A 24,343-nucleotide genomic window follows, 5' to 3' on the forward strand; every position below is an offset into this window, starting at 1 on the left:
TTAATTAATAATATAAAAACTGTATTGAAATTAATAGAGTTCTTATAGTTAGAAATTATATGCTTATGAAACTTAATATTGGGGGAATAAAAAATGGCTTATAAGTTATTAATAATAAATCCAGGATCAACATCAACAAAAATTGGTGTATATGAAGGTGAAAAAGAGTTATTTGAAGAAACATTAAGACATACAAATGAAGAATTAAAGCAATTTGATACAATTTTTGATCAATTACAATTTAGAAAAGATGTTATTCTCAAAGTATTGGGAGAAAAGAATTTTGATATAAAAACATTAAGTGCAGTTGTTGGTAGAGGTGGTATGCTTAAACCAGTTGAAGGCGGTACTTATGCTGTTAATGATGCTATGGTTGAAGATTTAAAAGTAGGGGTACAAGGTCCTCATGCATCTAATTTAGGTGGTATATTAGCTAGATCAATAGCTGATGAAATAGGAGTGCCTTCATTTATAGTTGACCCAGTTGTTACTGATGAACTTGCAGATGTTGCAAGATTCTCTGGTACACCTGATATTCCAAGAAGGAGTAAATTCCATGCATTAAATCAAAAAGCAGTTGCAAAGAGATATGGTAAGGAATCAGGAAAAGGATATGAAAATTTAAATCTAGTTGTAGTTCATATGGGCGGAGGAGTTTCAGTAGGAGCTCATAAACAAGGTAAAGTTGTAGATGTTAATAATGCACTTGATGGAGATGGTCCATTTTCACCAGAAAGAGCAGGAGCAGTTCCAGCTGGAGATTTAATAAAAATGTGCTTTAGTGGAGAATACACTCAAGCAGAAGTATACAGCAAAATAGTTGGTAAAGGTGGATTTGTTGGATACTTAAATACTAACGATGTTAAGGGAACTATTGATAAGATGGAAACTGGAGATAAGAAATGTGAAAAAATATATAAAGCATTCTTATACCAAATCACAAAAGCAATCGGAGAAATGGCTGCAGTATTAAATGGTAAAGTAGATCAAATAATCTTAACTGGTGGTATCGCATATTCACCAACACTTGTACCAGATTTAAAGGCAAATGTTGAATGGATTGCTCCAGTTACAGTATATCCAGGAGAAGATGAATTATTAGCATTAGCTCAAGGTGCAATAAGAGTTCTTGATGGAGAAGAAAAAGCAAAATTATATTAAAATTATTTATATATAATTTTGTACAAGCATTGTATAAAACATTAATTTAAAATATATGTTTTGTGGTAGTAATACTACAAAGCATATATTTTTTATTTTTAATCAAACAAATGAGTTGATTTAGAGATTATATAAATTTTGTATTTATAAAAAGCATAAAATTAATGGATTAATAATATTAACATATAAGAATTATTATTAATTCTATAAATTGTGTGACTATACGAAGAAAGTATCCGTTGACAAAAAACGCCAGTATTGATATACTAAAACCAATGACAAATTGGTGATGATTTGTTAAAAAAATATAATAAAACTTAATAAAATAATATAGGTTTGATTAAAAACATTAATATTTAAGCAATTATTTTAAAAAGCATAATTTATGAAAAGCTAAATTAAATACTTATAGATTATGTGAATTTAAGACAATATATATTTGGGGGTTGTATAAATATGAAGGAACCAAGAATTTTTTATCAACAAGACTGTGATTTATCACTATTAAAAGGTAAAAAAATAGCTGTTATTGGTTATGGTAGCCAAGGACATGCACATGCATTAAATGCAAAAGAATCAGGATGTGATGTAATCATAGGTCTATATGAAGGCAGTAAGTCATGGGCAAAAGCAGAAGCACAAGGATTTAAGGTTTATACTGCAGCAGAAGCAGCAAAACAAGCTGATATTATCATGATACTTATCAATGATGAATTACAAGCTGCAATGTATAAAAAAGATATAGAACCAAACTTAGAAGCAGGGAATATGTTAATGTTCGCACACGGATTTAACATTCACTTCAATCAAATCGTTGCACCTAAGGATGTTGATGTTACAATGATCGCTCCAAAAGGACCTGGTCATACAGTAAGAAGCGAATACCAAGAAGGAAAAGGAGTTCCTTGTTTAGTAGCTGTACATCAAGATGCAACTGGTAAGGCATTACAAATGGCTTTAGCATATGCTGCTGCAATTGGTGGGGCAAACGCTGGTGTTCTTGAAACTACATTCAGAACTGAAACTGAAACAGACTTATTTGGTGAACAAGCAGTACTTTGTGGTGGTGTTTGTGCATTAATGCAGGCTGGTTTTGAAACATTAGTAGAAGCAGGATATGATCCAAGAAATGCATATTTTGAATGTATTCACGAAATGAAATTAATAGTTGACCTTATTTATCAATCAGGTTTTGCTGGAATGAGATACTCAATTTCTAATACAGCAGAATATGGTGATTATGTAACTGGACCAAAATTAATTACTGAAGAAACTAAGAAGACTATGAAGAAGATTCTTAAAGATATCCAAGACGGATCATTCGCTAAAGAATTCTTATTAGATATGTCAGCAGCTGGCGGACAAGCTCACTTTAAAGCTATGAGAAAACTAGCTTCAGAACATCAATCAGAAAAGGTTGGAGAAGAAATACGTAAACTTTACAGCTGGAATAATGAAAATGATAAGTTAATCAATAACTAATATATTTAAAAAGCTATTGAAATCTGATATATTTGATTTCAATAGCTTTTATTATAAAGCAGTAAATAAATACAAAAGAAGAGTATTTTTTAGTGGAGGATAATATGAATAAATGTTTATATTGTAAAAAAGAACTTAAAGATGAATATGTTTTAAATAAAGCAGGATATTTTTGCAATGATGATCATTATACAAAATACTTAACTTCTTTAAGCAAAGAAGAATATATAGAATTGCAGCATTCTTTTTGCGTGTGCAGTGATGATTAATTGTTACATTAAAAATAAATTATGTGTTCATTATCATTATTTAATACAGATAACTATCAAGATAATATAGCAAAAGAATTTATTAATTCTAAAACTATAGATTAGATATATTTTGAATATTAAAGTTAGAAAACTAAACCTACAGGAGTATAATATGCTTAGTAGGTTTAGTTTTTTTATTTTAGTTAAGAATGTTTAAAGTAATAATTAATATACTTTAGAGTACTCTGATAAAAATAGTTGAAAAAGTATTAGGAGGAATAGAAAATTGAGAAGTTCATTAAATTTTACTAATAAATTAAAAATGCTTTGTGAAATGGAAGGTGATTCAAAGTTTCAAATATTACAGTATGAAAGCTTGGAAGGTGCATCAGATGTAGAAACAGCTTTTGGTTTAAATATTATCAGAGAAAATGGCATTAAATTAAAGCAGATAAGAATAGCATTAGACGATAGTTCTGTAATTCTAGAACCAGGTGCATTAAGTTACATGAAAGGTGATATAGAAATTAAAAGCAAAACTGGAGGGGTATTTGGTTTTGGTAAGAAATTATTAACTAGCAAGCTTACTGGGGAAACTGTATTTAAGCCAACATATAGTGGTAGTGGAGAAATATTTTTAGAACCATCCTTTGGAAACTTTGCGCTAATAGAGCTTGAAGATGATGAGATAATAGTGGATGATGGAATGTTTTTTGCGTGTGAAGATAGTGTTGAGGTTGGAGTATCAATTCAGAAAAATGTATCATCAGCTCTTCTTGGAAATGAAGGATTATGCCAGACTAAAATTTCTGGAAGTGGAATAGTAGCATTAGAAGTTCCTGTACCTGAAAATGAAATATTTAAATGTGTTTTAGTAAATGATACATTAAAAGTTGATGGTAATTTTGCAATATTAAGAACAGGTAACATTGAGTTTACTGTTGAAAAGTCTTCTAAGTCAATTGTTGGCAGTGCAACTAGTGGAGAAGGACTTGTTAATGTTTATAGGGGTTCTGGAGAAGTTTGGTTGGTACCAACTAAAAGCGCATATAATGATTTAAAAATTAAAAGTTTGGCTGAAATGCAAAAGCCACAGAGAAAAATGAATACTAATGAAGATTAATAAAAAAGCGATATCTTGTAATTAAGATAATCGCTTTTTTGCAAAGATTTTATAAATAATCTATTTGCTGCATTATTGTAATTTTACAGATTTTAAATATTGTTACTTTGATATATTAAAGTTGTAAAGTAAGATAGACATAGTTATAATTAATATTAATGATGATAAATGAGGTGATATGATGAACTCTCTAGAATCTAAGATAAAAAGTAAGGAATTAGATTTGTTTTTTGAAGGAATTTTAAAGCTTGAAAATATAGAAGAATGTTATATGTTTTTTGAAGATGTTGCAACAATAACTGAAGTAAAAGCTTTAGCACAAAGATTTCATGTGGCACAGCTTCTTAAGGGAAAAAAGACATATTCTGAAATAGCTGAAATAACAGGAGCAAGTACAGCTACAATAAGTAGAGTTAATAGATGTTTAAATTACGGAAGTGACGGCTATAATTTAATATTAGATAGATTGGATAAAGAACAAAAAGAATAATGTGTTTTGAAGTCACATTACGGCATATAAGATAAGATTGTAAATCTTTAAAAAAGATATTATACTATTTAAGGTAAATAGATGTAAATAAAAACAGTTATTTTTTATATTATAGTATTTAGAAGAACATATTTGCATCATGATCGGTGCTTATTATAATGAAAAAAGTGAGGTAAAATTTATGGGTAGAATGTTTGGAACTGATGGAGTTAGAGGAGTTGCCAACACAGAATTAACAGCACAGATTGCGTACAATTTAGGAAGAGCAGGAGCGTACGTATTAACAGAAGGAGCTCATAAACCTAAAATATTAGTAGCAAAAGATACAAGAATATCAGGAGATATGCTTGAAGCAGCTTTAATTTCAGGAATACTATCTGTAGGAGCTGAAGCAGTAGTTCTTGGAGTTGTACCAACACCAGCAGTTGCATATTTAACAAGAAAATACGGTGCAGATGCAGGGGTTATGATTTCAGCATCTCATAATCCAGTAGAATATAATGGAATTAAATTCTTTAATGATAAGGGATATAAGCTTTCAGATGAATTAGAGGATGAAATTCAAAGAGTTATAGAGAATGGATTTGAGGGAGTTCCAAGTCCTACAGGAACAGATATAGGAAGAGAAACTATTGAAGTATCTGCTTTAGATGATTATATTGAATTTGCAAAAAATACAATTCCTTATAGCTTAAAAGGATTAAGAATAGCTTTAGATTGTGCAAATGGAGCTTCTTATAAATCATCAGTAAAAGCATTTAGAGATTTAGGCGCAGATGTATTTGTTATAAATGATAATCCAGATGGAACAAATATAAATGAAAACTGCGGTTCAACACATCCAGAAGAATTAATGGAATATGTAATTAAAAAGAAATGTGATTTAGGATTTGCTTTTGATGGAGATGCAGATAGATGTTTAGCTGTTGATGAAAAAGGAAATCTAATAAATGGAGACTTTATACTAATGCTTTGTGCTAAGTATTTAAAGGAAATCGGAAAATTAAGAGATAATACTTTAGTAGTTACTGTAATGAGTAATTTAGGACTAGATATTGCATGTAAAAAAGAAGGTATAAATGTAGTAAAAACAAGTGTTGGTGATAGATATGTTCTTGAAGAAATGGTTAAGGATAAATATGTTATAGGTGGAGAACAATCAGGACACGTTATATTCTTAGATCATAATACAACTGGTGATGGATTAGTTACTGCACTTCAAATTGCAGCAATTGTTAAAAAGAAAGAAACACCATTATCAGAACTATGTACAATAATGAAAGAACTTCCACAAGTTTTAGCAAATGCAACAGTTCCAAATGATAAGAAAAACTTATATTTAACTGATGATGAAATTCAAGGTGAAATTAAGAAAATAGAAGATGCTTTAAATGGTGTTGGAAGAGTATTAATAAGACCATCTGGTACTGAACCATTAGTAAGAGTTATGCTTGAAGGTGAAGACCAAGGAGAAATAGATAAGATGGCTCATGGATTAGCTGAGTTAATAGAAAAGAAATATTCATGCTAATTGATTAAAATATTGAAATAAATACGAAAATATTATAAGAATACTACTTTGTAATAACTATGAGGGTTACTGCAAAGTAGTATTTTTTATTTTGTGAATAACAAATACCTTAGGAGGGGATAAATAAATTAGAAAAATAAACTTTTAGGAGGTAAGCGATGGATAATATACCATGTAATGAATTTTTATTAGTTATGCCTAATGGAGATTGCAAAGGATTTAATGATTTAAAAGAAGCTAAAGCTTACATAAATATATATTATGAGAGAAAAATTGATGAAGATGTTGATGAACATGGCTATAATGACTTTACCGATATTGGTGGTGGAGATGCTAGACACAATATTTGCACACAACTAGGTGTTGAAGAAGGAAAGTGTGAAGTATATAACATGGATGAATTTATAAAGAAGTTGGAAGGTGAGTTGGTATTTGATAATGAAAAGAATGAAATTATATCTAAACTTATGGAGGATCATCTAGACATAAATTTATATAATTATAATCTTGATATGATTTTAGCTGATATGGATTCTATTGATATGATGGAACCTTATGGTGAAATGAGCTAATGAATAAATTTAAAGTTAAGATAATAAATATAAATAAGTAAGAATTAATAAACATATATTAAATAAATAGCAATGATATTATAATTTAAATAAAATATTAAATAAAAAGAAAATAAATTAATAAAATATCAAAAAAATAACTATTTTTATAATAAAAAGATAAAATGATATGATAAAATGTAAGAGTAAAAATTAATGTGGTAAAAAATAGAATTAATTGTTGACAATGGTAATTAAGCGGAGTAAAATTTATTTCAACAGGAAAAGTTAATAGGTCCTTAAGTAAAGTAAATGCAATGATGGAGACAGTTATTAAGCATATTAAAGTTTAAGAGAGTCGATGGTTGGTGTGAATCGATACTTTAGCTTTTTAATTATCACTCCTGAGCAGAATCCAGAAAGAGAATGAAATATTCTTGAGTAAACGATATCCGGTGGCATCCGTTATATGCAAGGGTTTGGTAGAACCTAGTGATATTTGTAAGGCGGAGTATATAATCCCACTTCTTATGATTTGTATCATTAAGGGTGGACTTTTTTTAACTATTTTTAGGAGGGGAGCTAATGGAAAAGCATGTTTTATCTGCTTTAGTTAGAAATTCATCAGGAGTACTAAGCCGGGTAAGTGGATTATTTTCAAGAAGAGGATACAATATTGACAGTTTTACTGCAGGTATTACAGATGATCCTTCATTTTCAAGAATGACTATAACTCTTACAACTGATGATGATGGGTTAGAACAAGTAAAAAAACAGTTTGAAAAACTTGAAGATGTAATACGAGTTATTAGTTTTAAAGCTAATGAATGTGTATATAGAGAACTTGTACTAATAAAAGTAAGAGCCAATGCTGAAAACAGAGCTGCAATTAATGAAATAGTAAGTATATTTAGAAGTAAAATAATAGATTTATCGCCAGATACATTAACTATTGAACTTACTGGAGATGAAGAAAAAATTACAGCATTAATTAAGCTTATGGAGGAGTATGGCATAGAAGAATTAGTTAGAACTGGGGTTACTGCACTTCAAAGAGGGGGAAAAACAATTAATAATTCAGTTGATAATTTTAATTTGTAGTGCAGAGTAAAAGTAATAGCAATAAAGAATAGGGGTAATTAATTATAAATATAGAATAGCAATAACAATAATAAAAAGGGGGATAAGTATATATGGCTGGGAATCAGGTTCAAATATTTGATTCAACTCTTAGAGATGGAGTACAAGGTCAGGGAATTTCATTTTCTTTAGAAGATAAGCTTAAAATAGTAAAAGCACTTGATGATATTCAAGTTGATTTTATTGAAGCTGGCAATCCAGGATCTAATCCTAAGGATATGGAGTTTTTTAAGAGATTAAAAGATATTGAATTAAAGCATTCGAAAATTGCAGCATTTGGATCAACAAGACGACCTAACATAAAGGTTGAAGAAGATAAAAATATAAAAGATTTATTGTCCTCAGAAGCTGATGTAGTAGTTATATTCGGGAAGTCTTGGGATTTTCAAGTTACAGACATTATAAGAACATCACTAGAAGAAAATATTCAAATGATAAAAGATACTATTAAATATTTGTGTAGTAAAAATAAAAAAGTAATATTTGATGCTGAACATTTTTATGATGGATACAAAGCAAATAGAGACTATGCTATTAAGACAATTAAGGCAGCAAAAGAATCAGGGGCAGATACAGCAGTCTTATGTGATACTAATGGCGGAACTTTACCACATGAAATATTTGAAATAACAAAAGATGTTTCAGAAAAGGTAGATATAAATCTTGGAATTCATGGTCATGATGATATGGGGATGGCGGTTGCAAATTCAATAATGGCAGTTAAAGCTGGGGTAAAGCATGTACAAGGAACCTTTATAGGAATTGGGGAAAGGTGTGGAAATGCTAATTTAAGTGCCATTATACCTACATTAAAATTAAAAATGGGATATAAGATTTTAAATAACAATGAGCTTACTAATTTAACTAAAACAGCTAGATATATTGCAGAAATATGTAATATAACTCTTGAAGAACATAGTCCATTTGTAGGTGCTTCATCATTTGCACATAAAGGTGGAATGCATATTGATGCAGTAACTAAATGCACAAAATCGTATGAGCATATAGAGCCAGAATTAGTTGGAAATAAGAGAAGATTTTTAGTATCAGAAGTAAGTGGAAAAAGCACAATACTTCAAGAGATAAGAAAAGTTTTTCCAAACATTTCAAAGGATGATGAGGCTGTTCAAAGGATAACTGATAAGCTCAAAGAATTAGAGTATGAAGGATATCAATTTGAAGGGGCAGAAGGAACTGTTGAATTAGTTATAAGAAAGATAATAGGAAAATATAAACCGTTTTTTAAATTGAATCATTTTAAAATAATAGGGGAACAGCCTTATGGTAGTGAAAAATTTAGTTCTACAGCAGTAATAAATATTACAGTTGATGGGCAGAATGAAATGACAGCAGCAGAAGGAGAAGGACCTGTAAATGCACTAGATAAGGCTATAAGAAAAGCACTTGAAGTATTTTATCCAGAACTTAAAGAAGCAAGACTTGTGGATTATAAAGTAAGAGTTCTTGATTCTGAAAGTGCTACTGAAGCAAAAGTAAGAGTATTAATTGAATCAACAGATGGAATTGAAAACTGGAGTACAGTAGGAGTTTCAAGGGATGTAGTTCAGGCAAGCTGGATAGCATTAGTAGATTCAATAGAATATAAATTAATAAAAGATATAGAAAGAAAAGTAAAAGCATATTTTTAAGGGGGATAATTACACTATGGGAATGACAATGACGCAGAAGATTTTAGCAGCACATGCTGGTTTAGAATCTGTTAAAGCAGGACAATTAATTGAAGCAAAACTTGATTTGGTATTAGGAAATGATATTACAACACCAGTTGCAGTAAATGAATTTAAAAAATTTGGAGTAGATAAAGTGTTTTGCAAAAGCCAAATTGCTATAGTGCCAGACCACTTTACTCCAAATAAAGATATAAAAGCAGCAGAGCAAGTTAAATATATAAGAGGTTTTGCTAATAAAATGGAAATAGAAAACTTCTTTGAAGTTGGGGAAATGGGAATTGAACATTGCTTAATTCCTGAAAAAGGACTAGCTGTAGCAGGAGATGCTGTTATAGGGGCTGACTCACATACTTGTACTTATGGGGCTCTAGGTGCATTTTCTACAGGTATTGGTTCAACAGATATGGCTGCTGGTATGGCAACAGGAAAAGCATGGTTTAAAGTTCCAGGAGCATTAAAGTTTGTATTAAAGAATAAACCTGCTAAATGGGTAAGTGGTAAAGATATTATCCTGCATATCATAGGAATGATAGGTGTTGATGGAGCACTATATAAATCAATGGAATTTGCAGGTGATGGAATTCAATATTTATCTATGGATGATAGATTTACAATCTGTAATATGGCTATCGAAGCAGGTGGAAAGAATGGTATATTCCCAGTAGATGATAAAACTGTTGAATATTTAAAAGAACATGCTTCAAGAGAATGGAAAGCATATGATGCTGATGAAGATGCTGAATATGAAGAAGTATATGAAATAGATTTAAGTACTTTAAGACCAACAGTAGCTTTCCCACACCTACCAGACAATACAAGAACTATAGATAACGTAGGTGATGTAGAACTTGATCAAGTTGTAATTGGTTCATGTACTAATGGAAGAATTTCAGATTTGAGAATCGCTAGAGATATTCTTAAAGGAAGAAAAGTTAAAAAAGGAATTAGATGCATTGTTATTCCTGGAACTCAAAAAATATATCTACAAGCTTTAGATGAAGGTATCGTTAAAGACTTAATTGAAGCTGGAGCAGTTGTTTCTACACCAACATGTGGACCTTGCTTAGGTGGACATATGGGTATTTTAGCAAAAGGTGAAAGAGCTTTATCAACAACAAATAGAAATTTTGTAGGAAGAATGGGGCATGTTGAATCAGAAGTTTATCTTGCAAGTCCAGCTGTAGCAGCTGCATCTGCTATAACAGGAAAAATCACTGACCCAGAAACAGTCTAGGAGGTATTAATCAATGAGCGTAAAAGGTAGAGTATTCAAATATGGAGATAATGTAGATACAGATGTAATTATCCCAGCAAGATATTTAAACACATCAGATGCAAAAGAACTTGCTGCACACTGTATGGAGGATATTGATATTAACTTTGTGAAGAATGTTAAAGATGGAGATATTATTGTTGCAAATAAGAACTTTGGATGTGGATCTTCAAGAGAACATGCTCCACTTGCAATTAAAACTGCTGGAGTAAGTTGTGTTATAGCATCAACATTTGCAAGAATTTTTTATAGAAATGCAATTAATATAGGGCTTCCAATTTTAGAATGTGATGAAGCTGTAAAAAATATTGATGCTGGTGATGAATTAGAAGTTGATTTTAAAACTGGTTTAATAAAGAACCTAACTAAAAATCAACAATATCAAGGTGAAGGTTTCCCAGAATTCATGCAAAAAATAATAGATAGTGATGGATTAATTGGATACATTAAGAATAGTTAGCAGTTAACAGTTTACAGTTAACAGTTGTGGATGAAATTCCTGAGGGAATTTCTGAGATTTAAATTTGAATGTTAAAAATATTAAAATAATAAGTTAGTAGTTAACAAGTAATATTATCATTACTTGTTAACTATTAATTGAAGAAAGTTGGGGTATAAAAATGAAATGTAATATAGCAGTAATAGGCGGAGATGGAATAGGACCAGATATAGTTACAGAAGCAGTTAAAGTACTAAAAGTAATTGGAGAAAAATTCGGACATAGATTCGAGTATGAATATGCAATGGCAGGTGGATGTGCAATTGATAAATATGGAGTAGCACTTCCAGATGAAACTTTAGAAGTTTGTAAGAAAAATGATGCTGTACTTTTAGGTGCAGTTGGGGGGCCAAAGTGGGATGATCCTAATGCAAAAGTAAGACCTGAACAAGCTCTTATGGGATTAAGATCAGGGCTAGGTTTATATTGTAATTTAAGACCAGCTACTTTATATCAACCATTAAAAAATGCATCACCACTTAAAGAAAGTCTAGTTGATAAGGGAATTGATATTGCTATAGTTAGAGAATTAACTGGTGGTATTTATTTTGGACAAAGAGGTAGAGAAGTTGTTGATGGAGTAGAATCAGCATATGATACTGAAAGATATAATGTAAATGAAATTAAGAGAATTGCTAAAATTGGTTTTGATACTGCAATGAAGAGAAAGAAAAAATTAACTTGTGTAGATAAAGCCAATATACTTGAAAGCTCAAGACTTTGGAGAGTTGTTTTAAATGAAATGGCAAAAGAATATCCAGAGGTAGAACTAAGTTACATGTATGTTGATAATGCAGCAATGCAGATAGTAAAAGATCCATCTCAATTTGATGTAATTGTAACTTCAAACATATTTGGTGATATTTTATCAGATGAAGCAAGCATGGTTACTGGATCAATAGGAATGCTTCCATCTGCTTCACTTGGAGAAGGAACAAGAGGAATGTATGAACCAATTCACGGTAGTGCTCCTGATATTGCAGGAATGGGAATTGCAAATCCTTTAGCTACAATTTTATCAGCAGCATTAATGCTTAGATATAGTTTTAACCTTGAAGAAGAAGCAAGAGCTATTGAAACTTCTGTTCTTCGCGTATTAGAAGAAGGTTATAGAACAGGAGATATAATGAGTGAAGGCAAGAAAAAAGTTGGAACTGTTGAAATGGGCGATTTAGTTTGTGAAAAGTTAATGGAAATGAAATAGAATAATTCTTATATTAGGGAGTGACGGAATATGAAGAGTGATGTAATTAAAATTGGTCCTGACAAAGCTGCACAGAGATCGTTACTTAAGGCATTGGGACTTACTGAAGAAGAATATTCAAAACCATTAGTAGGAATAGTTTCAGCACAAAATGATATTATTCCAGGTCATATGAATCTTGACAAAATAACTGAAGCAGTAAAGAAAGGTGTATTAATGTCAGGCGGTACACCATTGGTATTCCCTGCAATTGGAGTATGTGATGGTATAGCTATGGGACATGAAGGAATGAAATATTCTTTAGTTACAAGAGAACTTATTGCAGATTCTATTGAATGTATGGCTAAGGCACATGCATTAGATGCATTAGTATTCATACCAAACTGCGATAAGATTGTACCAGGTATGGTTATGGCAGCATTAAGAGTAAATGTACCTTCAGTAATGGTAAGTGGAGGACCAATGCTTGCAGGAAACTTTAAGAAAAAAGCAGTATCTCTTTCATCTATGTTTGAAGCAGTGGGTTCTTTTGAAGATGGAAAAATTACTGAAAAGGAACTTTGCGATTTAGAAAATTGTGCATGTCCAACATGTGGATCATGTTCAGGTATGTTCACTGCAAATTCTATGAACTGTTTATGTGAAGTTTTAGGTTTAGCTTTACCTGGAAATGGTACTATTCCAGCAGTATTCTCAGAAAGAATAAGACTTGCTAAAAAAGCAGGTATGGCTGTAATGGATATGTTTAATAAAAATATAAAGCCAAAAGATATAGTAACAAAAGCAGCTATTGATAATGCACTTAAAGTAGATATGGCACTTGGATGCTCAACTAATAGTGTACTTCATATAACGGCTATTGCTCATGAAGCAAAACTAGATATTAATTTAGATACTATAAATGATATGTCTTCAAAAACACCAGATTTATGTAAGCTAGCACCAGCATCTAATGTTCATATCCAAGATTTATATGCTGTTGGTGGAGTTGCAGCAGTTATGAGTGAATTATCTAAGAAAAATATTTTAGATTTAGATTGTATGACTGTAACTGGTAAGACTCAAAGAGAAAATATTAAGGGAATTGAAGATACTGAACATGAGGTTGTAAGGTCTATTGATAATCCATTTAGTGAAACTGGTGGAATTGCAATTTTAAGAGGAAATTTAGCACCAGATGGAGCTGTAGTTAAGAAAGCAGCTGTACTTCCATCAATGTTAAAGCATGAAGGTCCAGCGAGAGTATTTAATTCTGAAGAAGAAGCTAACGCAGCAATCTTTGCAAAGAAGATTAAAGCAGGAGATGTTGTTGTTATAAGATATGAAGGGCCAAAAGGTGGACCTGGTATGAGAGAAATGCTTCAAGCTACAGCAGCAATTGCTGGAATGGGGTTAGATGATTCAGTTGCTTTAATTACGGATGGTAGATTTAGTGGTGCTACAAGAGGAGCTTCTATAGGTCACGTATCTCCAGAAGCAGCTTCAGGTGGAATGATTGGATTAATAAAAGATGGGGATATTATTTCAATAGATATTGACGAGTGTAAGCTTGAAGTAAAATTAAGCGATGAAGAAATTGCAGAAAGAAGAAAGAACTTTATACCACTTGAACCAAAGATTAAAGAAGGATATTTAGCTAGATATGCTAAATTAGTAAGTTCAGCAGCTGAAGGAGCAATTCTTAAGTAATTTTTTATAAGCAAAGGAGTGAATAAAGTGTTGTTAACGGGGGCAGAAATTCTAATCAAATCCTTATTAGACGAAGGTGTTGATACTATATTTGGATATCCAGGAGGGGCAGTTCTGAATATTTACGATGAGTTATACAAATATAAGTCAAAAATACACCATGTTTTAACATGCCATGAGCAGGCAGCTGCTCATGCAGCAGATGGATATGCAAGAGCTACAGGAAAGGTTGGTGTCTGTTTAGCAACATCAGGTCCAGGAGCTACTAATTTAGTTACAGGAATAGCAACAGCATATATGGATTCTGTACCTATGGTAGCTATAACAGGAAATGTAACAACTCCATTACTAGGCAGAGATAGTTTTCAGGAAGTTGATATTAAAGGAATAACTATGCCTATAACAAAACATAATTATCTAGTAAAGGATGTAAAAGAACTTCAAAGTGTTATTAAAGAAGCATTTTATATTGCTGCATCTGGAAGACCAGGACCTGTACTTATAGATATTCCTAAAGATATTACATCAGATAAAGCTGAATATGAAAAAATTATTCCTAAGGAAATAGTCAGAAAATCTAAACATATTACAGATGAATCCCTTAGAAATGCTATTAAATTAATAAATAATAGTGAAAGACCTTTTATATATGCTGGAGGAGGAGTAGGAATTTCAGAAGCAACTGAAGAGTTAATATCATTTGCAGAAAAAATAAATGCTCCTGTATCCACATCACTTATGGGAATATCATTTTTCCCTAATAACCATGAACTATATACTGGAATGATTGGAATGCATGGGACAAAAGCATCTAATATAGGAGCTACTAAATGTGATTTACTTATAACACTTGGAGCTAGATTTAGTGATAGAGTTATAAGTAATCAGAGCCATATAAAAAATGCAAAGATTCTTCATATTGATGTGGATCCAGCTGAAATTAACAAAAACATAAAGGTGGATGCATGTATTGTAGGAGATTTGAAAATTGCACTTCAAAAACTTACTCCATTAGTTGAAAGAAAGAATAATAGTGAATGGATTCAATCAATTAATGAAATTACTGTAAAAGATATTTCTATACCTAAAAATATAACTACTCCAGAATTATTATTTAAGAAATTAAATGATTTAAATAAAGATGGAAAGTTTATAATATCAACTGAAGTTGGACAACACCAAATGTGGGCTGCTCAATATTTTAAATTTGTAAAGCCTAGAACTTTTATTACTTCAGGAGGATTAGGTACTATGGGATATGGTCTTGGTGCCGCCATAGGAGCTCAGATTGGAAGAAGGGATAGAAAAGTTATTAATATTGCTGGTGATGGTAGTTTTGGTATGAACTGCAATGAGCTTGTTACTGCTGTGAAAAATAAGCTTCCTTTAATAGAAATAGTAATTAATAATAATTGTTTAGGTATGGTAAGACAATGGCAGACTTTATTTTATGAAGAAAGATATTCAGAAACAACATTAAATAGACCTACTAATTATGTAAAGCTTGCTGAAGCCTTTGGAGCAAAGGGATTTAAAGTGACAAAATCTGAAGAACTTGATGATGTATTAGAAAGAGCCTTAGAAGCAGAGGGGCCTGTTTTAATTGATTATTTAATTGATACAGATAAAAAAGCATATCCTATGGTTGCACCAGGAGCTCCAATTGATCAGATTATAACAGAATAATTAATGAAACTGCTGTGGTTTTAATTTATGTATAATTTCTTATAATAAATTAGGACACAGCAGTTTTGTAATTAGTAATAATTTTGTTATACAAATAAACTTAGTATTATATACTTATTAAAAATAATATTGGAAAGGAAAATGTAGAGTGAATTATGTGTATATATTAGAATGTTCAGATGGTACATTTTATACAGGCTGGACTAATGATTTAGAAAAAAGAATAAGGATGCATTCTGAAGGAAAGGGTGCTAAATATACTAAAGGAAGAGGACCCTTAAAGCTTGTTCATTGTGAAGAGTTTGAAAGTAGAAGCGATGCAATGAGAAGGGAATATGAAATAAAACAGTTAAAGAGAAGTGAGAAAATATTATTGATAAAAAATTATATGGAATAAAAGGGAATATATTAATAAAATATTAGAAAAAGTTAATTTGATTATAACTTTTTCTAATATTTTTATGTTAGTTTATATTTATAGATTTAGTTTTTTGAAAATATCAGTAATATCTTTAAGTGATTTATCTATTTTAATTAAATCATCATCACATAAACAACTGATTTTATCTGAAATTACATTCATTGCCATTTTATATATATAATCTAGTAAATTTTTTGATTTAGGTGTTAAATCTATTCTAAGAACTCTTCTGTCATTTGGATCTGGATATCTAGTTACTAAATCTTCTTCTATCAACTTATCTATTATTGGAGTCATGTTAGATTTAGATATTTTTAAACTTTTAGCTATTTCAGATATTGAAGGAGATTTATATTTTGTTAAGTAGAAAATTACTTTTATATGTGATGGCGGTAAATTTGGACAGCTACAGTTGCTTTTATCAGAAAGTTTTTTTAAGAAATCACTTTCAGTAAAAACACATTGTATATTGAATATAAAATTAATTATATTATTACTTACTTCGTTTAAATTTGAGTAGCTCATTTATGATTGTCCTTTCGTTATATTTTCGTATAAATATACTGGATATTATAAACTAAAAATAACCTTAAAACAAGAAAAAGGTTATTGACTAAGAATAGTTATAAAATTATAATTAAAGCATTAATTTTAAGTTTAAAATAAATTAATATAATGTTAAAGAAAGAATGATAGAAAGCATGGTATTATATAAGATTATGTGAATTTTTTAATTTTTAGGCTTAAATACATAAAGAAGTTAAGGAGGCATTATGAAAAAGTTTTTAATCATAGCTTTGACATTTACATCACTTTTAATAACAGGATGTGGTAGTAAGCCGGTTGAAGAGGAAAAGTCTATAGCAGTAACAGTACAAGCTGCTAAAAATCAGGGAATAGAAAATGCTAATATATTTTCTGGGACGACTAAAGTTAAGGATAAAGTATCAGTAACTACTGAAATGAGTGGGGTAATTGAAGAAATGTATGTAAACTTAGGTGACAAAGTTACAGCAGGACAGCCTTTACTTAGATTAAAAGGAACAGATACTGAAAATAGCATAAAGTCAGCTGAGGCTGCTTTAAATTCAGCAAAAGCAGCATATGAAGATAGTAATATAACAGTGGAAAATGCACAAAATCAATTAGACAGTTCTTTAAATAATGCAAAGATAGCTTATGATAAGGCACAAGCAGGTTATGAAGAAGTCCAAAGGCAATTCAGCAATACTGAGCAGCTTTATCAAGCAGGTGCAATTTCTGAAAATGATTATAAACAAGCTAAAGCTAATTTAGATCAAACTAAATTGGGGGTAGATCAAGCTAAGGCAGCTGTTGATGCTGCACAAAAAGCTTATGATACCGGTGTTAGTAGTAGACAACAAGCAAAAGCAGCTATAGAACAAGCACAAGTAACATATGATAATGCATTAAGTGCAAAAAATAAGCTTGTATTAGTTTCGCCAGTTGATGGAATTATAACAAGTAAGACATATAATGTTGATGAAATGGCAACACCGTCTCAGCCAGCGTTTACAATATCAAGTTTAAATACTTTACAAGTAGATATAAGTGTAACACAAGCAGATATTGATAAATTTAAAGCTGATCAAAAAGTAAATGTAATAATAGATGGTGAAACTGTAGAAGGTACTGTAAGATACGTTCCAGAAATTACTGATGCTAAAAGTTCGCTATATGTGGTTGAAGTACTTATAGATAATTCAAATGGTGAATTTAATGCAGGAATGTCAGCTGAAGTAGAAGTAATTACAGAACAAGAAAATAATGCATTGACTATACCTAAAAAAGCTGTTTTTGATGAAGAAGGACAAAGCTTTGTATATGTAGTTGGAGATGATAATAGAGCTGTAAAAACAGAGATTGTTAAGGGTATAGAAACAGACAGTGAGGTAGAAGTTACAAGTGGAGTAAATGCAGATGATACTATTGTTATTGGAGGATTATCTCTAATTAAAGATAATTCAAAATTATTCCCAGTAGAAAAGAAGGAGGACTAATATTATGAATTTAACTAAAACATCAGTTAAACGTCCTCTTACTATTTTAATGGTATTTCTAATTGTTCTTATGTTTGGTGCAATTGGATATAAGAAAATGCCACAGAACTTAATGCCTGATATAGATGTACCAGTTGTATTAGTTCAAACTATGTGGCCAGGGGCTGGACCAGAGGATGTTGATGATCAGATTAGTAAAAAGATAGAAGAACAGCTATCTTCAGTTTCAAATGTAAAAATGACCATGTCCCAGTCTGGAGAAGGATTCTCCATGGTTGCTGCTCAGTTTGAGTATGGGACGGATTTAGATGAAATATTAAATGATGTTAGATCTAAGGTAGACTCAGTTCAGTCAAGTCTTCCTGATGATGTAAAAAAATCAACAGTATCAAAAATGGATATGAACCAGCAAGCAATTGCTTCAATTGTAGTTAGTGGAAATACTAATCCTGATGCTGTAATGAAATATGCAGAAGATGTAGTACAGCCAAAGGTAGAATCGGTTGATGGGATTACTTCAGCAGAAATAAGTGGTGGAGATAAATCTCAAGTAAATATAACTGCAGATCCAGTTGTTCTTTCAAGTTATGGTGTTACTCTTGATACAATAAAAAATATTTTATCTGCATCAAATAAAACAATGCCATATGGAACAATAACTCAAGGTGAAGATAAGATAACATTAAGAGGAATAGATAAACTTGAATCCTTAGAAGATGTTAAAAGTATTCAAATACCAGTTGGGCAAACTGGACAGACGATTAGCTTGGATAAAATATGTGATGTTGAATATGGAAAAGTAGAGAAAACTTCTATTTATAGATATAACGGACAAGAAACTTTAGTAATGGATATCCAAAAACAACAGGATGCTAATGTAGTTCAAGTTATGAAAAAGGTTAAGAAGACAGTTGATGAGTTAAATAAAGAAAACCCAGCATTTAAGCTTGAGGTAATAAATGACCAAAGTACTTATATTGTAAACTCAATTAATGACGTTATAAAAAACTTGGCTATTAGTTCTTTAATCGCGTTTGTTGTTATTTTTGCATTTTTAAAGAGTTTTAGAGCATCGTTTGTTGTAGCTGTAGCTATTCCAACATCGATAATTGGTGCAATAGCATTATTATATTTTACTGGTGAAACTATAAATATTGTAACATTAAGTTCTCTTGTTATTGCCGTAGGTATGGTTGTAGATAACGCAACAGTTGTTATTGAAAATATATTTAAATATAGACAGGATCCTAATTTAAGTTTAGATGATGCTGCGGTAATTGGAACTAAAACAGTTACAACTGCAATTGTGGCATCAACACTTACAACAGTTGCAATATTCCTTCCAATATTATTTACAGAAGGATTTACAAAGATAATGTTTGGAGCATTAGCTAAAACACTTATTTTTGCATTATCATTATCTTTAATAGTTGCAATAACTCTTGTTCCAAGTGTATTTGCTAAATTAAGTGGTGGAAAGAATGGTAGTAAGCTTGTAGAAAAACCTTCACCTATATTTGATAAAGTAAGTGAAGCATATCAGAAACTTATAAGTGTAGCATTAAAGCATAAAATAATTGTTATTGTGACAAGTATTGCATTGCTTGTTGGATCTTTAGTTGTTGTAGCAACAGGTATGATAGGTATGGATTTCATGAGCTCTGGTGATGAAGGAAAAATAAATATATCTATAAAGTTACCAGAGGGACTTGATTTACAACCAAGTGATTACTATGTTTCAATGGTTGAGGAAAAAATTTCAGATATACCAGAAATAAAATCACAAATGACTAGTTTCTCTTCTGGAAATAGAAATGCTAGTATAGCACTAGAATTGGTAGATGCAGATGATAGAAAGAAAAGTACAGAAGATATACAAAAAGAAATTACTGAGTTAGTGCAGACAGTACCAGACTGTGAAATAACAGTTTCTGCAACTGATAGCACAATGGGAGGAGCTTCTGGTGGAGATGTTTCCATAAAGCTTCATGGTGAGGATTTAGATGTTCTTGAAGAAATAAGCAATCAAGCACAAGATAAATTAAAATCATTAGATGGATTTACTAATGTAAAAAGTTCATTAGCAGATTCAAGTAAAGAAGCACAATTTAAAATAGACAAGAGAAAAGCTCAACAATACGGAGTTAATACAGCAGGTATTGCAGGAATGTTACGTTTAGCTATTAATGGGGATAATGTCACAACTGCTACAATAAATGATTATAACTTAGATGTTAACTTAAGATTAAAAGAGACTAGTGTTGATAATTTAGAAGATATAAAACAATTAAAAGTTCAATCAACAACAGGTCAACAAGTTCCAATAGGAGCATTTGCAGATATAAAAATAGCTGATGGATTAAAATCAATTACTAAGAGTGATGGTAAATATTCAATCACAATATCAGCAGATGTTGATGGAAAAGATTTGAATACTGCTAACAAGGAAGCTATGGCTGCAATAAGTACAATTGATATGCCTAAAGACTATGGTGAAGAGGTTAGCGGTCAGGCTGAGATGATGAATGAAGCAATGGGAGGATTGATATTCTCCATGATTATTGCAATCATATTAGTCTATATGGTAATGGTTGCTCAATTTGAATCGTTCAGTCAGCCATTTATAATAATGTTTAGTATTCCATTTGCATTTGTGGGTGTAGTGGCGGCATTAGCTATATCGCGTATTTCACTAAATGTTGTAGGAATGCTAGGAGCAATATTGCTTGTTGGTATAGTTGTTAATAATGGTATAGTTCTTATAGACTATATAGGTCAGCTAAGAAAATCAAAATTAGCAGACCAAATGAGTTTAGAAGATTTAGTTGCTAAGGGTTGTGCTGCAAGATTAAGACCAGTTCTTATGACTACTGCAACAACTGTTGTTGGTACAATTCCAACAGCTCTTGCATTTGGAGATAGTGGAGCAATGATGCAACCACTTGGAGTTGTTATTATTGGAGGACTTACTGTATCTACATTAGTTACATTAGTATTAATTCCAACAGTATACTTAATCTTTGACAAAATCGGAAAGAAGCTTTCAGGAAGATTTAAAAAGACTTTTAAAGGGCTAGCAAGTAAATTTTCTAGAAATAGAAATAAAATAGAAGAAAAAACTATTTCAGAAACTAGTTCTAATAATGAAAATAATAAAATAGAGGATAAACAAGATTAGTTTTATTATTTGATAAAAGAAATAAGGGTTATATAAGATTTATAACCCTTATTTTTTGATAAATAGTAATAACGTATAATTATAGAGAGGTGAAGTAAATGCGTAAAAATTTAAATAAAATAATTGCTTTTGCAATAGGGGTAAGTGTAGTGTCAGGTAGTGCGTTGCCAGTAATGGCAACGGAGGTTAAAAATACAACTAATACCTCTTCAAATAGTCAGTCAGAAATCAACAGTGGAGTGTATAAAGTTGAAAATGCAGTTGAGGATGCAATTGCTAATAGTGATAAATTAGCTATATTAAATAGTAGTTTATCTGTTTTTAATGCTCAAAAAGATGTATATGAAAAGTATGATGATATGGGACAGGATATGGATGATAAAATTGATAAAGTAGATATCCAAATTTCTCAAACTAAACAAAAAAGAGATTATGTACAAGACTATATTAAATATACTGTAACTAATGATTATAATGCCATTGTATTAGCTAATGAAAAAATTGCATTAGCAGAAGAAAATATAAAGATAAAATCAGACTCAATTAATCAATCAAAACTAAAACAACAGTTAGGGCTTAGCACTGAATTAAATTTAAGAAGTGAAGAAGCAGAATTAACAAAACTTAAAGATGATTTAGAAGCACAAAAAAAATCAGTAAATGATTTAATATATAAGCTTGGATTAACAACAGGAAAAGATTTATCAAAAGCAACATTTTCTAATAATATAGAATACAAGAAATTCATTGTAGATGGTTCGTTTGACAAATACATGGAAAAAGTAATTAAAGATATGGTTAGATATGATAAAGATTTAATAGAAATAACTAAGGACGATTTATCAGATAGAAAAGATGAAAAAGAAAATAAACTACCTAAAGAACCAGATAAAAATGATTCAAAGTACTATAGTACTATTACAGATGAAACCACTGGTGAAGAAAAAGTTGTGTTTGATAAAAATACATACGAAAAGGATTTAGAGGAATATCCTAAGAAATTAACTGCATATATTACTTATTACTCAGATAAATTTGCTAATGAACAAAGTATTCATACATTAAATATGACAGAAGATGCCTATAGAACTACTATGAAAACTAATTATACAAAGCTTCAAGGAATGGAAGATACTATAGCACAAGCTCAAACAGGAATTGAAATACTAAATCAAAATATAAAAAATACTAAATTACAATATGATTTAGGATTAGTAACTAAAAATGTATATGACCAAATGGTTTATAAACAAAAAGAAGCTCAAATGAATTTAGAAACTGCAATTGATGGATATAATAAATTAAAAGGTATGTTAGAACAGCCTTGGATGATGGCAGTAGCTAATGGCTAATTATAAAGCAGATAAGATATTGATGTCTTATCTGCTTTAATATTATCAATGTTCAATAAAAATATTTTGTATTATAATGTACTTAAGGAATAAATGTTTATATGGAGGTAAATTATTGTGAAAATAATTAATAAGATATTAGTTATTTCAATGGCTTTGGCAATAAATACAAATATATGTGTATTTGCGGCTTCAGACAATTATAATAGTAATCTTGAAGAGCAAATATATAATCATATGGAAAATTGGGAGAATAAATTTAATTTTATATATGATCAAAATAGTGCATTAGACTTATTACAATCAGCAGCTAAAAAAGATGATTATTTAGAAAGATCAATTTCATTATATAAAACTATAAGAGTTGGAAATTTATTTGAAGCAGATATAGAGTATAGAACTACTAAAGATCAAGAAGTATTTATTGATTATGAGCTATTAAAAATAGTGAATAATTTGATTGACCCTAGAATGAGTAAAGTTGAAATGGTAAAGGCCGTCAATGATTATTTAGTTAAAATGTATAAATATGATTATACATATAAATCTGATAATGTTTATAGTGCACTTACAACAGGGACAACTATTTGTCAGGGATATGCAATGACAGCATTTAAAATGTTTAAAATATTAGGAATTGATTGTAGAATAATAAATGGTGAAAAAAATGGTATAAGTCATGCTTGGAATTTAGTTAAGATAGATGATAATTGGTATCATCTTGATCCTACTAATAATGATAATATTGTTAGAGATAGATATTTGCTTAAATCAGATGAATTTATGAAAGAGAATAATTACGTTTGGAACCCTAATGATTATCCTGCATGTGTTAAGAATTTCTATGATACACCTACTGAATTTATTGATTATAACTATGATAATGATACATATTATAAAGAGTATTATAGTGGAGGCGCATGGTATATAGATAATAATAAATGGCATTATCTAAGATTAAGTGGATATATGGCTTCAGGATGGATAGCTTATAAGGACAAATTGTATTATTTAAATAAAGATGGAGAAATGCAGACAGGATGGGTTAAAATTAACGATAAATGGTATTATTTTTGGTCAGATGGGTCATTAGCAACTGATACTGTAATTGATGGATATACTGTTGATAAAAATGGAGTTTGTTTATAATTTTATCAACGAAATTTAACAATACATAATTCATAATGTGGATAAGTAATGAGTTTACTATCTTAATTGTGGATTATGTATTTTTTTATTTGTTACTATTTATTCTTTTTACAAAATTATAATGGCTTTTAGGAAAAATTATCATAAAAATAAATGTTTATAAAAATATTTTGTTGTAGAATTTTAAGAAAAATGAAATATTATATATTATAGACAAATAAAAATTATATGATAAAATATATCCTAGGGTATGAAGTATGGAAGTGAAAGGTGGTAATAGTCATAAATAGAAAAATTGAATAAATTATTTTAAGCGCCAGAACTTGAGTGAAGAATAGAGAGTAATTTAATGATAAAGATTAAATTAGAAAAGGAAACTCAGCGCATATGCATTTGCTGAGTAAGTTCGCCTTAGCCAAATCAAAGATTTGAAAAGGGAAACTCAGCGCAT

The 24,343-nt window shown here is 30.3% G+C and carries 20 protein-coding genes; 19 read left to right on the plus strand and 1 reads right to left on the minus strand.

Features of this window, described 5'->3' with window-relative positions; genetic code table 11:
- Positions 1-93: 93 nt before the first annotated feature.
- From buk to HF850_RS10675, 15 genes are all read left to right on the plus strand, one after another.
- Complete coding sequence (gene buk, locus HF850_RS10605) at positions 94-1,161, plus strand: butyrate kinase (RefSeq protein WP_169105417.1); 1,068 nt, start codon at positions 94-96, stop codon at positions 1,159-1,161.
- A gap of 456 nt (positions 1,162-1,617) precedes the next feature.
- The gene (gene ilvC / locus HF850_RS10610; protein ID WP_169105418.1) at positions 1,618-2,643 is read left to right on the plus strand and encodes a ketol-acid reductoisomerase; all 1,026 of its coding nucleotides are present in this window, start codon (positions 1,618-1,620) and stop codon (positions 2,641-2,643) included.
- 104 nt (positions 2,644-2,747) lie between these two features.
- Complete coding sequence (locus HF850_RS10615) at positions 2,748-2,912, plus strand: hypothetical protein (RefSeq protein ID WP_169105419.1); 165 nt, start codon at positions 2,748-2,750, stop codon at positions 2,910-2,912.
- A 268-nt stretch (positions 2,913-3,180) separates the two neighbouring features.
- The gene (locus tag HF850_RS10620; RefSeq protein WP_169105420.1) at positions 3,181-4,017 is read left to right on the plus strand and encodes an AIM24 family protein; all 837 of its coding nucleotides are present in this window, start codon (positions 3,181-3,183) and stop codon (positions 4,015-4,017) included.
- A gap of 181 nt (positions 4,018-4,198) precedes the next feature.
- A complete protein-coding gene (locus tag HF850_RS10625) occupies positions 4,199-4,507 on the plus strand; it encodes a YerC/YecD family TrpR-related protein (RefSeq protein ID WP_169105436.1) in 309 nt (102 codons plus the stop codon).
- Positions 4,508-4,688: 181 nt separating this feature from the next.
- Positions 4,689-6,038, plus strand: coding sequence for a phosphoglucosamine mutase (glmM, locus tag HF850_RS10630; protein ID WP_169105421.1), 1,350 nt, complete (start codon positions 4,689-4,691; stop codon positions 6,036-6,038).
- Positions 6,039-6,196: 158 nt separating this feature from the next.
- Positions 6,197-6,610 (plus strand): hypothetical protein, encoded by a 414-nt coding sequence (locus tag HF850_RS10635; RefSeq protein ID WP_169105422.1) that lies wholly within the window; start codon positions 6,197-6,199, stop codon positions 6,608-6,610.
- A 564-nt stretch (positions 6,611-7,174) separates the two neighbouring features.
- Entirely contained in the window at positions 7,175-7,690 is a 516-nt protein-coding gene (gene ilvN / locus HF850_RS10640) for an acetolactate synthase small subunit (protein ID WP_169105423.1), read from the plus strand.
- Positions 7,691-7,782: 92 nt separating this feature from the next.
- A complete protein-coding gene (cimA, locus tag HF850_RS10645) occupies positions 7,783-9,378 on the plus strand; it encodes a citramalate synthase (RefSeq protein ID WP_169105424.1) in 1,596 nt (531 codons plus the stop codon).
- 16 nt (positions 9,379-9,394) lie between these two features.
- Positions 9,395-10,654: a 3-isopropylmalate dehydratase large subunit gene (gene leuC / locus HF850_RS10650; protein ID WP_169105425.1), complete on the plus strand. Its 1,260-nt coding sequence runs from the start codon at positions 9,395-9,397 to the stop codon at positions 10,652-10,654.
- Between the two features lie 13 nt (positions 10,655-10,667).
- Positions 10,668-11,153, plus strand: coding sequence for a 3-isopropylmalate dehydratase small subunit (gene leuD, locus HF850_RS10655; RefSeq protein ID WP_169105426.1), 486 nt, complete (start codon positions 10,668-10,670; stop codon positions 11,151-11,153).
- A gap of 160 nt (positions 11,154-11,313) precedes the next feature.
- Complete coding sequence (gene leuB, locus HF850_RS10660) at positions 11,314-12,396, plus strand: 3-isopropylmalate dehydrogenase (protein ID WP_169105427.1); 1,083 nt, start codon at positions 11,314-11,316, stop codon at positions 12,394-12,396.
- 30 nt (positions 12,397-12,426) lie between these two features.
- Positions 12,427-14,085, plus strand: a complete 1,659-nt coding sequence (ilvD, locus tag HF850_RS10665) for a dihydroxy-acid dehydratase (RefSeq protein WP_169105428.1) — start codon at positions 12,427-12,429, stop codon at positions 14,083-14,085.
- A 27-nt stretch (positions 14,086-14,112) separates the two neighbouring features.
- Positions 14,113-15,771: a biosynthetic-type acetolactate synthase large subunit gene (ilvB, locus tag HF850_RS10670; RefSeq protein WP_169105429.1), complete on the plus strand. Its 1,659-nt coding sequence runs from the start codon at positions 14,113-14,115 to the stop codon at positions 15,769-15,771.
- 148 nt (positions 15,772-15,919) lie between these two features.
- Positions 15,920-16,168 (plus strand): GIY-YIG nuclease family protein, encoded by a 249-nt coding sequence (locus tag HF850_RS10675; protein WP_169105430.1) that lies wholly within the window; start codon positions 15,920-15,922, stop codon positions 16,166-16,168.
- Between the two features lie 78 nt (positions 16,169-16,246).
- On the opposite strand, the gene HF850_RS10680 is transcribed toward HF850_RS10675, so the two are convergent.
- Positions 16,247-16,717, minus strand: a complete 471-nt coding sequence (locus HF850_RS10680) for a MarR family transcriptional regulator (protein ID WP_169105431.1) — start codon at positions 16,715-16,717, stop codon at positions 16,247-16,249.
- A gap of 248 nt (positions 16,718-16,965) precedes the next feature.
- Here HF850_RS10680 and HF850_RS10685 point away from each other — a divergent pair, with 248 nt between their 5' ends.
- The 4 genes from HF850_RS10685 to HF850_RS10700 all read left to right on the plus strand — a co-directional run bounded on the left by HF850_RS10685 (position 16,966) and on the right by HF850_RS10700 (position 23,892).
- On the plus strand, positions 16,966-18,213 hold the full coding sequence (locus tag HF850_RS10685) for an efflux RND transporter periplasmic adaptor subunit (protein WP_169105432.1): 1,248 nt from the start codon (positions 16,966-16,968) through the stop codon (positions 18,211-18,213).
- Between the two features lie 4 nt (positions 18,214-18,217).
- On the plus strand, positions 18,218-21,391 hold the full coding sequence (locus tag HF850_RS10690; RefSeq protein WP_169105433.1) for an efflux RND transporter permease subunit: 3,174 nt from the start codon (positions 18,218-18,220) through the stop codon (positions 21,389-21,391).
- A gap of 98 nt (positions 21,392-21,489) precedes the next feature.
- Entirely contained in the window at positions 21,490-22,743 is a 1,254-nt protein-coding gene (locus HF850_RS10695) for a TolC family protein (RefSeq protein ID WP_169105434.1), read from the plus strand.
- Positions 22,744-22,860: 117 nt separating this feature from the next.
- Positions 22,861-23,892 carry a transglutaminase domain-containing protein gene (locus tag HF850_RS10700; RefSeq protein WP_169105435.1) on the plus strand — a complete coding sequence of 344 codons (1,032 nt, stop codon included), beginning with the start codon at positions 22,861-22,863 and terminating at the stop codon, positions 23,890-23,892.
- Positions 23,893-24,343 lie beyond the last annotated feature (451 nt).

Source organism: Clostridium sp. SM-530-WT-3G (genome assembly GCF_012843905.1).
Lineage (GTDB): Bacteria > Bacillota > Clostridia > Clostridiales > Clostridiaceae > Clostridium.